Source organism: Phocaeicola sp. RTP21198st1_B8_RTP21198_201120, from assembly GCF_040929485.1.
In the GTDB taxonomy this organism is placed as follows: Bacteria; Bacteroidota; Bacteroidia; order Bacteroidales; family Bacteroidaceae; genus Phocaeicola; species Phocaeicola dorei.
Genome location: NZ_JBCOCI010000031.1, coordinates 15,884 through 28,429, shown reverse-complemented (window position 1 = coordinate 28,429; position 12,546 = coordinate 15,884). Strand labels below are relative to the sequence as shown.

General features: G+C 40.8%; 11 protein-coding genes, 1 tRNA gene and 1 pseudogene. 7 read left to right on the top strand and 6 right to left on the bottom strand.

Annotated features, from left to right (window positions below; translation table 11 throughout):
• Positions 1-12 precede the first annotated feature (12 nt).
• Positions 13-597: an FKBP-type peptidyl-prolyl cis-trans isomerase gene (locus AB5935_RS12795; RefSeq protein WP_005845388.1), complete on the bottom strand. Its 585-nt coding sequence runs from the start codon at positions 595-597 to the stop codon at positions 13-15.
• A gap of 127 nt (positions 598-724) precedes the next feature.
• Here AB5935_RS12795 and AB5935_RS12790 point away from each other — a divergent pair, with 127 nt between their 5' ends.
• Positions 725-1,423 carry an SIR2 family NAD-dependent protein deacylase gene (locus tag AB5935_RS12790; protein ID WP_007842034.1) on the top strand — a complete coding sequence of 233 codons (699 nt, stop codon included), beginning with the start codon at positions 725-727 and terminating at the stop codon, positions 1,421-1,423.
• 74 nt (positions 1,424-1,497) lie between these two features.
• On the top strand, positions 1,498-1,662 hold the full coding sequence (rd, locus tag AB5935_RS12785; protein WP_005845392.1) for a rubredoxin: 165 nt from the start codon (positions 1,498-1,500) through the stop codon (positions 1,660-1,662).
• A 182-nt stretch (positions 1,663-1,844) separates the two neighbouring features.
• Here rd and pnp read toward each other — a convergent pair whose 3' ends face one another.
• A complete protein-coding gene (gene pnp, locus AB5935_RS12780; RefSeq protein WP_008674336.1) occupies positions 1,845-3,980 on the bottom strand; it encodes a polyribonucleotide nucleotidyltransferase in 2,136 nt (711 codons plus the stop codon).
• A 215-nt stretch (positions 3,981-4,195) separates the two neighbouring features.
• On the opposite strand from pnp, the gene AB5935_RS12775 reads away from it, so the two are divergent.
• The 3 genes from AB5935_RS12775 (at position 4,196) to AB5935_RS12765 (ending at position 6,469) form a co-directional block, all read left to right on the top strand.
• On the top strand, positions 4,196-5,344 hold the full coding sequence (locus AB5935_RS12775; protein ID WP_008655597.1) for a thioredoxin-like domain-containing protein: 1,149 nt from the start codon (positions 4,196-4,198) through the stop codon (positions 5,342-5,344).
• A 200-nt stretch (positions 5,345-5,544) separates the two neighbouring features.
• Positions 5,545-6,009, top strand: a complete 465-nt coding sequence (greA, locus tag AB5935_RS12770; protein WP_007834796.1) for a transcription elongation factor GreA — start codon at positions 5,545-5,547, stop codon at positions 6,007-6,009.
• A gap of 52 nt (positions 6,010-6,061) precedes the next feature.
• Entirely contained in the window at positions 6,062-6,469 is a 408-nt protein-coding gene (locus tag AB5935_RS12765; RefSeq protein ID WP_007834797.1) for an HIT family protein, read from the top strand.
• Positions 6,470-6,557: 88 nt separating this feature from the next.
• Here AB5935_RS12765 and AB5935_RS12760 read toward each other — a convergent pair whose 3' ends face one another.
• On the bottom strand, positions 6,558-7,601 hold the full coding sequence (locus AB5935_RS12760) for a mannose-1-phosphate guanylyltransferase (protein WP_007842037.1): 1,044 nt from the start codon (positions 7,599-7,601) through the stop codon (positions 6,558-6,560).
• A gap of 183 nt (positions 7,602-7,784) precedes the next feature.
• Between AB5935_RS12760 and AB5935_RS12755 the strand changes: the two genes are divergently transcribed.
• Positions 7,785-7,868 (top strand) — tRNA-Leu (locus AB5935_RS12755).
• Here the strand turns inward: AB5935_RS12755 and AB5935_RS12750 are convergent.
• From AB5935_RS12750 to istA, 3 genes and pseudogenes are all read right to left on the bottom strand, one after another.
• A complete protein-coding gene (locus AB5935_RS12750) occupies positions 7,834-9,372 on the bottom strand; it encodes a recombinase family protein (RefSeq protein ID WP_304250377.1) in 1,539 nt (512 codons plus the stop codon). The two genes, AB5935_RS12755 and AB5935_RS12750, sit on opposite strands and share 35 nt — an antisense overlap.
• 162 nt (positions 9,373-9,534) lie before the next feature.
• Positions 9,535-10,153: pseudogene (locus AB5935_RS12745) on the bottom strand (ATP-binding protein).
• Entirely contained in the window at positions 10,140-11,699 is a 1,560-nt protein-coding gene (gene istA / locus AB5935_RS12740; RefSeq protein ID WP_051926245.1) for an IS21 family transposase, read from the bottom strand. Before istA ends, AB5935_RS12745 begins: the two are co-directional and overlap by 14 nt.
• 288 nt (positions 11,700-11,987) lie before the next feature.
• Here istA and AB5935_RS12735 point away from each other — a divergent pair, with 288 nt between their 5' ends.
• On the top strand, positions 11,988-12,293 hold the full coding sequence (locus tag AB5935_RS12735; RefSeq protein WP_008655608.1) for a GNAT family N-acetyltransferase: 306 nt from the start codon (positions 11,988-11,990) through the stop codon (positions 12,291-12,293).
• Positions 12,294-12,546: the final 253 nt, after the last annotated feature.

The window sequence follows — 12,546 nt, the reverse complement described above, 5'->3', positions numbered from 1 at the left end:
ATGCTTTAATAATTATAATACTTCGATTAATTCTACTTCAAAAATCAATGTGCTGTGAGGAGGAATCATTTCTCCTGCTTGTTGTGCTCCATAGGCTAGTTCTGAAGGAATGAAAAGTTTCCATTTAGCACCTTCAGTCATCAGTTGGAGTGCTTCCACCCATCCTTTGATTACTTGGTTCACACCAAAGATAGCCGGCTCGCCGCGTTTGATAGAGCTGTCAAACAAAGTCCCATCAATCAAGGTACCTTCATAATGGCATTTTACACGGTCGGTTGCACTCGGTTTTTTTCCGTTACCTTCTGTAATCACTTCGTACTGTAAGCCACTGGGAAGTGTCACGACTCCCGGTCTTTTTGCGTTTTCCTCCAAAAATGATTTTCCCTTTTCAATATTCTCTGCATTCAATTTGGTTTCCAGCTCTTCAAAGTACTTGTTTACGATTTCACGTGCTTCGTTGTGGCTGATAGCCGTTTCTTTTCTATCTAATACGTCTTTGATTGCTTGAGCAAAGTCTTCAACATTAATACTTTGAGCACCCATGCTCAATAAATTCTGGCCAATACCAAGGCCGATGGCGTAACTGAATTTATCCATAACTATTTATTTTATAAGATGTTTTATACAAAACGCACAAAGGTAGGTGTTTTATTTGAATGAATCTGTTTTTAACAATTTAATTTTTCTTATTTTTGTGTGTTTAGTTAAAAGAGGAGGACTAGAAATGAAGAATTTAGTAGTTTTAACAGGTGCTGGAATGAGTGCTGAAAGCGGTATCAGTACATTTCGTGATGCAGGTGGTTTATGGGATCAGTATCCGGTGGAGCAAGTGGCTACTCCAGAAGGGTATGCGGCAAACCCTAAATTGGTGATTGATTTTTATAATGAGCGTCGTAAACAGTTGTTTGCTGTAAAGCCTAACCAGGGGCATGAACTGGTCTCTGAGATGGAAAAATTCTTTAATGTGACTGTAATCACTCAAAATATTGATAATTTGCATGAGCGTGCTGGAAGTTCGCATATTATTCATTTACATGGCGAACTGACCAAAGTGACATCTAGTTGGGAACCTAATAATCCAGCTTATATTAAAGAATTAAAGCCGGAAGAATATGAGATACATTTGGGAGACTTGGCCGGAGACGGTTCTCAGTTTCGTCCATTCATTGTATGGTTTGGTGAATCTGTTCCTATGATTGAAACTGCAATTGAATATGCTGAAACAGCTGATATCTTTTTAATTATAGGAACTTCGCTTAATGTATATCCCGCTGCCGGTTTGTTGAATTATGTGCCTGCCAACACTCCTGTTTATTTAATAGATCCTAAGCAGGTGCCCATTGCATCGGGGCGTAAAGTGCATGTAATTCAGAAAGGTGCGTCCGAAGGAATGGAAGAGTTAAAAAAAATATTAGTGAGATAGTTTGCAAGTAAACAATTTCATTGTATATTTGTTATGTATTTAAAGAACATTTAAAACATAAAACAGAGACAATTATGAAAAAGTACGTTTGCACAGTATGTGGTTGGGTTTATGACCCGGCAGAAGGAGATCCTGAAGGTGGAATAGCTCCGGGAACAGCATTTGAAGATATTCCAGATGATTGGGTTTGCCCTCTTTGCGGAGTAGGTAAAGATGATTTCGAAGTTCAAGAAGATTGATCCCATCTTATAACCGGATATCATATAAAGCGGAGGAGTTTCTTCTGTATGATATATCAGATAGCGCGATTAATTATTTAGTTGCGCTATTTATTTTACATTATTATAAATGGTTAATCTTTTAAAAAAAGAGCGTAACCTATAACAGGTTGCGCTCTTTATGGTATAAATAAAGAATGTTCTTATTTCTTTTCTTGTTTTTCAGGACGAGGCAGTAATACTTTGTGAGAGAGTTTAAATTTACCTGTTTTGGGGTCAATATCAAGTAATTTCACTTCTATTTCGTCCCCTTCTTTTAAACCGGCCTCTTCTATTGTTTCAAGACGTTTCCAGTCAATTTCAGAGATATGCAACAATCCGTCTTTTCCAGGCAAGAATTCTACGAACACACCATATGGCATTACTGAACGGACTTTACCTACATAGACTTCACCGACTTCGGGAACAGCAACGATACCCTTGATAATGCGCATAGCATCGTCAATACATTTCTTGTTTGTTCCCGCAATTTCAATACGGCCTACCCCATCAGTTTCTTCAATCGTGATGGTTGCTCCAGTCTCTTCCTGCATACCTTGGATAATCTTTCCGCCCGGACCGATGATAGCCCCAATGAACTCTTTAGGAATAGTCATCGTTTCAATACGAGGAGCATGCGGTTTCAAATCTTTACGAGGCTCGGCGATACATTCGGTTAACTTGTTAAGAATATGTTCGCGTCCTTCTTTTGCTTGCAGTAACGCTTTTTCCAAGATTTCGAATGACAGGCCATCTACCTTGATGTCCATCTGTGTAGCAGTGATACCATCACGAGTACCTGTAACCTTAAAGTCCATATCACCCAAGTGATCCTCATCGCCAAGAATATCAGATAATACGGCATATTTTTCTTCACCTGCATTCTTAATCAAGCCCATGGCAATACCTGAAACTGGTTTTTTCATGGCAACACCGGCATCCATTAATGCAAGGGTTCCTGCACAGACAGTAGCCATTGAAGAAGAACCATTTGATTCCATGATATCAGATACTACACGTACTGTGTACGGGTATCCTGCAGGAATTTGTCCTTTTAAAGCACGCCATGCCAAGTGCCCGTGCCCGATTTCACGACGACCTACACCACGTTGTGCTTTTGCTTCACCAGTAGAATAAGGAGGGAAGTTGTAGTGTAACAAGAATCGTTCTCTGTGTTGATCCAGAACATCGTCTACAATTTTCTCATCTAGTTTGGTACCTAATGTGACAGAAGTTAAAGACTGAGTTTCACCACGGGTGAAGATGGCAGAACCATGAGGACCGGGCAGATAACCTACTTCGCACCAGATAGGGCGAATTTCAGTCGTCTTACGTCCGTCCAGACGCTTGCCTTCATCAAGAATACAACGACGCATAGCTTCCTTTTCCACATCGTGGTAGTAACGGTCGATTAATGTACCTTTTTCTTCCAGTTCTTCTTCTGTATATTGAGTTTTGAATTCATCGCGGATGGCGTCAAAAGCATCCTGACGTTCATGCTTGTTTCTGTTTCCTGAAGCAGCGATGGCGTATGCTTTATCGTAACAAGTTTCGCGTACAGCTTTGCGCAAATCTTCATCGTTTTCTTCGTGGCAATATTCACGTTTTACTGTAGAACCGACCTCTTCCATCAGCTCCATCTGCGCTTTGCAATGAACTTTGATTGCTTCGTGAGCAGCCTTCATAGCAGCCAGTAAGTCTTGTTCGCTGACTTCCTGCATTTCGCCTTCTACCATCATGATGTTGTCATATGTGGCAGCAACCATCAGATCCATATCAGCTTTCCCAAGTTGTTCGAAAGTGGGGTTGATAACGAACTGACCATCGATACGTGCTACACGTACTTCAGAAATCGGTCCGCCGAAAGGAATGTCGGAAACGGCTAATGCTGCTGAAGCGGCCAATCCTGCCAATGCATCAGGCATATCTATTCCATCAGCTGAGAAAAGAACAATGTTTACGTAAACCTCTGCATGGAAATTATCGGGAAATAAAGGACGCAATGCGCGGTCTACCAGTCGGCAAGTCAGGATTTCATAATCCGAAGCTTTGCCTTCTCTTTTGGTAAAGCCACCGGGAAAACGTCCGAATGCTGAATATTTTTCTTTGTACTCTACCTGGAGGGGCATAAAATCTGTACCGGGAACTGCATCTTTTGCTGCACAAACAGTAGCTAGCAACATGGTGTTACCCATGCGGAGCATTACAGAACCGTCTGCCTGTTTTGCCAGCTTTCCCGTTTCGAGTGTGATGGTTCTACCATCAGGAAGCTCGATCGTCTTAACAATAGGATTGATCATAAAAAATGTTTTAATATATTTTTCGTCTAAAATTCGTGCAAAGATAGGCATTTATTCTTCTAATTTGGTGAGAATGAGATAAAAAGTTACTATGATTACTGTTTTTTTTCATTTTAATGTGTAAGAAGGTGGATAAATGCTTTGACAAACCACGAAAAGACGTATCTTTGCATTCAAAATTATTAAGAGAACACACATTTATATTAATTTTAGCGATGAAAAAGAATGTATATTTTTTGCTCGCACTTCTGTTGATAGGGTTGAGCGCCTGCGACAATGAACCGAAGTTCAAAGTTCAAGGTGAAATTAATGGTGCTGAAGATAAGATGCTTTATTTGGAAGCGTCGGGATTGGATGGCATAGTAGCGCTTGATTCGACAAAATTGGGCAGTAGCGGAAGTTTTAGTTTTGCGCAGAAGCGTCCGGAATCTCCTGAATTCTATCGTTTGCGTTTGGATAATAAAGTGATAAACTTTGCTGTAGACTCTACGGAAACTGTATCAGTTAAGGCTGAGATAAATGATTTTGCGACTGCCTATCGTATTGAAGGTTCGGAAAACAATTTGAAAATTAAGGAATTGGTGTTGCTACAAGCTGATTTGCAGAAGAATGTGGACAAACTCGGCCAGAATCGTAATATCCCTGCGGGTATCGCACAAGACAGTCTTTTGGCTATGGTAAACAATTACAAGAATAAAGTGAAACGAGAATATATCTTTGCGGCTCCAAATATGCCATACGCTTATTTCGCTTTATTCCAGTCGTTGAATGGGTATATGATTTTTGATCCTTTGACAAATAAGGAGGATGTGAAGTGTTTCGCTGCGGTGGCTACGAGTCTGAATAATGCTTATCCACATGCAGACCGTTCACGTAACCTGTATAATATGGTTATAAAAGGAATGAAGAATACCCGTACTCCCCGTCAGCAAACCATGGAAATCCCTGAAGATAAAATCAAAGAAGCTAGCATTATTGATATTCAGCTGAAGGATTTGAAAGGCAATACACGCAGTCTGACCGATTTGAAGGGTAAAGTGGTGCTGATCGATTTTACTGTATATAACAATGCAATGTCTGCTGCGCATAATTTGGCGTTACGTGAACTTTATAATAAGTATGCTTCTCAAGGGTTCGAGATTTACCAGATTTCACTGGATGGTGATGAACACTTTTGGAAAACATCTGCAGATAATCTGCCTTGGGTCTGTGTACGTGATGCTAATGGTGTTTATTCTTCATACATTTCATTATATAACGTAACTAATCTGCCTTCGATATTTTTGGTAAATCGTAATAATGAATTGAGTGCTCGTGGTGAGAATATTAAAGATTTGGATGAAGCCATTAAAAAACTCTTGTAAAAAGCTAATTATGAGTTGAATTTGTTTAAACATGTTACATAGCATCCTTATAAACTTGACTCGTATTAGATAAAAGTCTATCTTTGCAGTACTTGAAATACCAAAGAGGGTTCCGACATTTCCATGTCGGAATTCTTTTTGTTTTTATAGGTATAACTGGAACAATAAATAATTATATAATTTAAAAGGAGGAAAACATTATGGCTTATATGTCAGAAGAAGGTTACAAGCAACTGATTGAGGAACTGAAATATCTGGAATCAGTAGAACGTCCCAAAATTGTGTCGGCTATTGCCGAAGCGCGTGATAAGGGGGACTTGTCAGAAAATGCCGAATATGATGCTGCCAAAGAGGCGCAAGGTCTGTTGGAGATGAAGATCAGCCAGCTGAAATCAACTATTGGTGATGCTAAAATTATTGATACTTCAAAAATGAACGCAGATACAGTGCAAATTTTGACGAAAGTAGAATTGAAGAATGTCAAGACTGGAATGAAGATGGTTTATACTATCGTAGCCGAAAGCGAGGCGAATTTAAAATTGGGCAAGATTTCGGTAAATACTCCGATAGCACAGGGTTTGTTAGGAAAAAAAGTGGGTGATGTGGCTGAAATCACTATTCCGCAGGGTAAAATCAGCTTAGAAGTTGTGAATATTTCATTTTAATATTATAAGGCAGGTCCGCTATGCGGGGCTGCCTTATTTAATACTTATAGATATGGCAACAATATTTAGTAGAATTATTACAGGTGAGATTCCTAGCTACAAAGTGGCTGAAAATGATCAGTTCTATGCTTTTTTGGATATCAATCCGTTAACCAAAGGGCATACGTTGGTTGTTCCGAAATGTGAGGTGGACTATATCTTTGATTTGGAGGACAATGAACTGGCTGCTATGCATGTTTTTGCAAAGAGCGTGGCACTTGCCATTCAAAAAGTTTTTCCGTGTAAGAAAGTAGGTGAGGCGGTAATCGGATTAGAGGTCCCTCATGCACATATTCATCTGATTCCTATTCAGAAAGAGTCGGATATGATTTTTTCTAATCCGAAGTTGAAACTGACAAATGAAGAATTTGTGGAGGTGGCGACAGCAATCAATCAAGCCTGGGAAGGTGGTGACAAGTAATCTTTTTCTTTCTTAGTAAATATAAAGAGCGGGAAACGGATATTCTGTTTCCCGCTTTCCTTTATGATTAAACTCCGGTCACCTGTCTTTATACAAACTGATCTCCTAGCTTGATTTGTACGTCATTCACGAATTTTCGGATAGCGCTTTCGTCATCTTTTTTGCAAATGAGTAATACATTGTCTCTTGCGGCTACTAAATAACCTTCTAGATCCTGTATTACGGCTAATTTCCCTTCTGGCACTACTATTACATTATTATAGCTGTTATATAATAAGGAGTTTCCGTTTACTACAACGTTACCTTCTTGGTCCTTGGATGATATATCATACAGGGAGCCCCATGTACCTAAATCTGCCCATCCGAAGTCGCACAATTGGACGAAAACATTGTTGGCCTTCTCCATGATTCCATAGTCAATGGAGATATTGGGACAGGAAGCGAAATCTTCTTCTCCGTTAGTCAGTTTGGTACAAACTTCGGGCATAATCTCATTGAAGGCTTCTAAAATTGTATTGATATTCCATAAGAAGATCCCTGAGTTCCAATAGAATTCTCCACTTTCTACGAATACTTTGGCAAATTCCAGTTGGGGCTTTTCAATGAATGTTTTTACTTTAAAGAAGTCTCCTTGTTTTTCTTCCTCAATCTGAATATAGCCATAACCGGTTTCCGGTCTGTTAGGTTTGATGCCTAATGTTAGTAATTGAGGAGAGTTTGAAACAAATTCCAGTCCTTTCAAAATTGCAGCTTTAAATTCATCTTCTTTTAAAATCAGATGGTCGGACGGTGCGACAATGACATTGGCATTTGGATTGAATTTTTTTATGTGATAGGAAGCCCAAGCTATACATGGAGCAGTGCTTCTGCGAGTGGGTTCCAATAAAATTTGTGATTTGTCCAATTCTGGGAGTTGTTCTTGGACCAGTTCTTTATACAGCACGTTGGTTGTAATAAAGATGTTTTCTATAGGGACTATTTTTTTATAACGATCAAACGTTTGTTGTATTAGAGAACGTCCAGTCCCGAAGAAATCAAGGAATTGTTTAGGAAGGTTTTTGCGGCTATATGGCCAAAACCGACTACCTATACCTCCCCCCATGATGACACAATAATTATTGCTGTTTGTCATGATATAAAATCGTTTTAAAGTTTCCGCTAATATAGGGCTTATTTTTAGAAAACCATTGTCCGTTATCCCATAAATCGTAGTATATTTATCTTTTTTGAAAAAAAGTGCCGAAAAGTTTGCAGATATGAAAAAAAGCAGTACCTTTGCAACCGCAATCGAGAAACAAATAAGGTTTTAAAAGATGCCCAGATGGCGGAATCGGTAGACGCGCTGGTCTCAAACACCAGTGGATTCACTTCCATCCCGGTTCGACCCCGGGTCTGGGTACTGAAGCGGAGAAAGTTGAAAAACTCTCTCCGTTTTTCTTTTCTACTCCTCGTAACTCGTTGGTTTGCTGATAGATTAAATCAAGCACTTTGTTATAAGAATTGGTTCGATATGTTTTTCCGTCAAATTCGATTTTTTCAGGAAACATCGAACTTATCAGCTTAATTTTCACCCCTACAGACGCATCTCTTATATAGCTATCTATATTGTTTATCAGATTGATAGAGTAGTTTAGTTTTGGTTCGATATTACTACGGTTAGGGTTCTCACGCATTTCAATCTGTTGTTGCATGGCTGAGGCTTCTTTTGTATATCTCTCCAACATTCTGTTATATTCTTCTTTGGTTAAATCTCCGTCCAGATATTTATCTTCAATGCTGTTGATGCGTTTTTGGACGGTAGAAAGTTCATTTTGCAGTGCTGCTACTTCTTTTTTACTTTCTCCTTTGCGTTCACTTTGCAAATCCTTTAGAATTTCGTTATACAAGTCCAATACCGTTTTATTGGGCTTTAATTGGGCTGTGTATCGAGCGAACTCTTCGTTTACGTTCTCTGCTCTCATTCTTATATGTTTTTGATTGTTACAACAAAAGTAGTAGGTGTATTTGCCGCCATTGCCCGAACTTGTCGCACCAGTTAGGGCACAACCACATACGGGACAGATTAAAAACTTCCGCAAATACAAATCGGGGTTTATAGCTTTGGATAGTTTGGGTGTTTTCTTTCTTTTACCGTCCAAAGTCTCTTGAACTTTATAGAATGTTTCTTCGTCTATAATTGCTTCATGTTCACCGTTTACATAATATTCGGGTTCTCCTTTGTATGCTGGCACACGTATTTTGCCAATGTAGAATTTATTACGCAACATTTCAAGAAATGAACTTTCAGGTATATTATATCCTTTTCTTGCAAATTTCCTACGGATATAGCAAGGTGTTTCAATATCTTTAGCCACTTCTTTAAACATGGCTTGTATAAATGGTGCTGTATTGGTATCTATTTCTACATGGGTTTCATGTTTGCTAATACGTACATTCTTATATCCTTCTTGGTGTTTTATTAGCACATTTTCCTTTTGCCAATGTTCCATGAATACCGTCCATTGTGTCTTTTGACCTTTTGATGTTGTCGCATTGTGCCTGTATTCCAATAATAGGGGCCAGGTGTCTGAATTGAAGTCTAAAGGTGCTTCAATTGCATTTGGTTCAACTCCCGATTTAAGTAATTCTTTTAGGTTCTCACTGGCACTGATAATGTCTCGTGAATATCTATCCCACTGCAAGAATAGTAATTTGTTTACTCTACTTTTGTTTTTACGTATATAATTCATTATTCCTTGTATGACAGGACGCTTTTCAAATGTTTTAGCACTCTCATCCTCTCTGTATGGGATATTGTCAATGATATTATATCCCATTTGGTTACAATACTTCCGTAGACGTTCTTCTTGTACGTCTAAGCTGGCTCCTAATGTTTGTTCATTTGAACTTACTCTATAATATATTATTACATTTGCATTAATATATTATTACATTTGCATTCATAATTCTTGTTTTTTAGTTAATGCTATTTTTTCATTCTCTATCTGCAATTTTGCTAATTGTACCTTGCAGATTTACATACCTCATTTTTATGTAATTTGACATATTCTACTTTTAGCAAGATATTACTTTACAGTTGTTAACTCTTTTAAAGTGTCCGTATCTTCATTCCGATTGCTAAAAATTGTTTTCCTATTTTCCATCCGATAACTGTTTCCCGACAGCTGTATAATCTCACAACAGTAGAGCAGTCTGTCAAGCAATGCCGCTGCGACAGCTTCCTCTCCCGGTGTTACCAGTCATTCTGTAAGGGAGTAGTTGGCTGTAACGATAAGCGATGTCTTTTCCTGAAACTCATTCACCAGTTTGAACAGCAACATGACATTTTCTCTTTTCAAGGGAAAGAGTGTGGCATTGTCAATGGCCAGCAGCTGTGCCTTCGTGATCCGTTTGTAAGTTTTCATCGCATGCCGGGAAACATCCCTTGTCTTCAGGCAGGTCAGAAGATCTTCCAGCGTAACCATATACGCCCTGTATCCGTTTTTCACCGCCTCATGGACAAGCCTGGCGGCGATATAGGTCTTTCCTGTTCCGGATCTCCTCCCTGAGACAGGCGAGCAGAAACTCCGGATAGGTCAGCTGCTTTTCCTGGGCCTGATGCAGCAGTTCCTCCAGATGTTCGGCCAGATTGCCCAGCTTGAGCATACGTGCACATTCCATGAGTTCCTTCTTATGTCTTGTCATATTCCCTAAGTATTTCGTTATAAGACTGTATCAAGCCGCCTTGTCGGGGCAGGCAATCCTCCAGTCCGTATGTTTCCGTTCCATTGTCCTTCCCCCTGCACACATATTCACACAGGCTTTTAACCGAGTCCCCGTTATAGATGCCTTTGTCAAGGCATATGCGTATGGCCTCTATCAGCGTGTTCTTGTCATATCCGGGAATTATGCGCAGGATCACCTCCGGATTATCCCTGTAGTAACGTTTTTTCCTCCTTTTCAGATTATCCATCCACATGGCTACCTCCCTGTTGTCGGACACATGAAAAAGGATGCGTTCGGCTATTTTCACTCCGGCGTTTCTCGGTTTCCTGTGGGAGTCGTCATAAACGGTCCTTCCCTTCCGGGTACAGAGCACATGCCGGCAGATGAGCTTCCCCGTATCCTTGTTGTACAGCTCCACATTCCCTTCCGTCTCCTGCAGCCAGACAGTTGTCTGCCCGCTCCGGTAAGTTCCGCATGGCAGGCTGTAATGATTCCCCCTGTACTGCACTGTATTGTCCTTGCGGACATGGTATTCCCTCATCTCCTCCTGCGGTGGCTGTGGCGTCCCATGATAGGGTATGAGAAAACTTTTCTCCACGGCAAACTCTTCCCGTGGGACAAGACGGGCGGTCCCGTGCACCTTCCCGTTCCCCGTCCTTTCGAGCCATTCGAGGGCCTCCCTGTTCAGACTGTCGATATCACGGAACACACGTGCCACCAGAAAGTTCTCCTTCACATATTTCACTACGTTCTCGACCTTGCCTTTTGACTCGGGGTCGGCCTTATGGCAGAACACCGGCTGGAAATGCTGCTCCCTGACAAACGTCTGGAACTTCCTTGTCAGCATCAGGTCTCCCAGGTTCTCCCGGGAAATCAGCACCCTGTCCTGGTCATAAAGGATCTTTTCCGGTTTCCCTCCGAAATACTCAAAAGCGCGCTCGTGTGCATAGATGGCGCGCTCCGTGTCGAAAGGGCGACGGCTGAAACAGGTGAACTTGTAGCGTGAACGTGCCAGGACGATCGCAAAAAAATAGACTTTCGTGCTTCTGCCGTTTTCCGCGGACATCCATTTCTCCCCGAGATCTGCCTGCGCATACTTCCCATAGGGGGTATCCGGCAGTTTCTCATAGTCCCTGCGTATCCTGGCCTCCGACTTCTTTCCGATGCCATATTTGCAGCGCACCTTTTCTACAAAATTGAATACGGTCTTGTCGCACACTTTCGGGAAATCCGGATAGCATTCTCTAAGCCAGTCATGCATCCGTGCGGCCGATATGTACGGATATTCCTCCAGAGTCCCCCGCACATACTCCTCGTATCCTGCCAGTTTCAGCGTGTATTTGCGATGCGAATTCCGCCTCCTTACAAAATCTTCCCGGGACATCTGCAGATATTTCCGCACGGTGCTTCTGTCCACTCCCAGGTGCTTCCCGATCTGTGTCTTGTTTAATCCTTTCGACTGAAGCTCTCTAACCTTGTACCACATATACTGTTTCTCTTTAAAAAATCGGCTCGTTGTTATCATAATGATGTCTGTCTTTTTGAGCCGGCAAAGATAGACATCCCCGGAAAAGTGCGGTATTCGCATTTTCCATTTTCCTGCTGATAAAGTTATAAATTACATACAGAAAGGAAAAATATACGAGGTGCAGTACAGCATCCCGGAAGGCTATCCCGAAAAACTCCTCCCGGTGAAGGTGAAGATAACCTCCAACCACAGCGTGCCCAGCCACCGAAAGACCACTTTGTGGCCTTATACCAATGAGTTTCGACATCGTGCGCAACGGAGAAGCCCAAAAAGTCAATCCGCCCTATGGGTTCAAGTACCTCTACACGATGGATAACTATGATTCTTCCGATGGAGGCTCTTCCTTACTATTATGATTTGGGCTATAGGTTTACACAGAAATATTGGGGCAAAGGATATGCCACAGAAGCTTCTGCCGCTTTGATGGATTATGCTTTCAATAAACTGAAGATTCCGTGTGTCTATGCCCTCATTGAAGCCGACAATTTGAAATCAAGGCGTGTTTTAGAGAAAGTAGGATTCCACGAAGATAAGCCTATGACGATTGACGGTGTACCTCATGTACAATTCAAAGCAATAAAGCCAATGTGAGGACGTAAACCATATCTGTATGGGACATCATGATAAGGAATACGTTTATTTGTTTATGTGTTATCGTGATAGGAATGTTAGTTTTACCTTTTGCGGCACTCTCCTCGCATTAGAATATAACGGTATGACATTGTATGATATTATTCTTAGTCCTCAATCCAGTGTTCTCAATCGTATTGGGAACTTTTTTCATAAAACCGCTGAAAGAAAGAATAATATTTTTCATCGGTTTTATTTAGAAAGAATAAAGTTG

Excerpts from the sequence above, each read along its gene's own strand:
- AB5935_RS12795 (WP_005845388.1), bottom strand. The coding sequence starts at position 597 with ATGGATAAATTCAGTTACGCCATCGGCCTTGGTATTGGCCAGAATTTA.
- AB5935_RS12790 (WP_007842034.1), top strand. The coding sequence starts at position 725 with ATGAAGAATTTAGTAGTTTTAACAGGTGCTGGAATGAGTGCTGAAAGC.
- rd (WP_005845392.1), top strand. The coding sequence starts at position 1,498 with ATGAAAAAGTACGTTTGCACAGTATGTGGTTGGGTTTATGACCCGGCA.
- pnp (WP_008674336.1), bottom strand. The coding sequence starts at position 3,980 with ATGATCAATCCTATTGTTAAGACGATCGAGCTTCCTGATGGTAGAACC.
- AB5935_RS12775 (WP_008655597.1), top strand. The coding sequence starts at position 4,196 with ATGAAAAAGAATGTATATTTTTTGCTCGCACTTCTGTTGATAGGGTTG.
- greA (WP_007834796.1), top strand. The coding sequence starts at position 5,545 with ATGGCTTATATGTCAGAAGAAGGTTACAAGCAACTGATTGAGGAACTG.
- AB5935_RS12765 (WP_007834797.1), top strand. The coding sequence starts at position 6,062 with ATGGCAACAATATTTAGTAGAATTATTACAGGTGAGATTCCTAGCTAC.
- AB5935_RS12760 (WP_007842037.1), bottom strand. The coding sequence starts at position 7,601 with ATGACAAACAGCAATAATTATTGTGTCATCATGGGGGGAGGTATAGGT.
- istA (WP_051926245.1), bottom strand. The coding sequence starts at position 11,699 with ATGATAACAACGAGCCGATTTTTTAAAGAGAAACAGTATATGTGGTAC.
- AB5935_RS12735 (WP_008655608.1), top strand. The coding sequence starts at position 11,988 with ATGGGTTCAAGTACCTCTACACGATGGATAACTATGATTCTTCCGATG.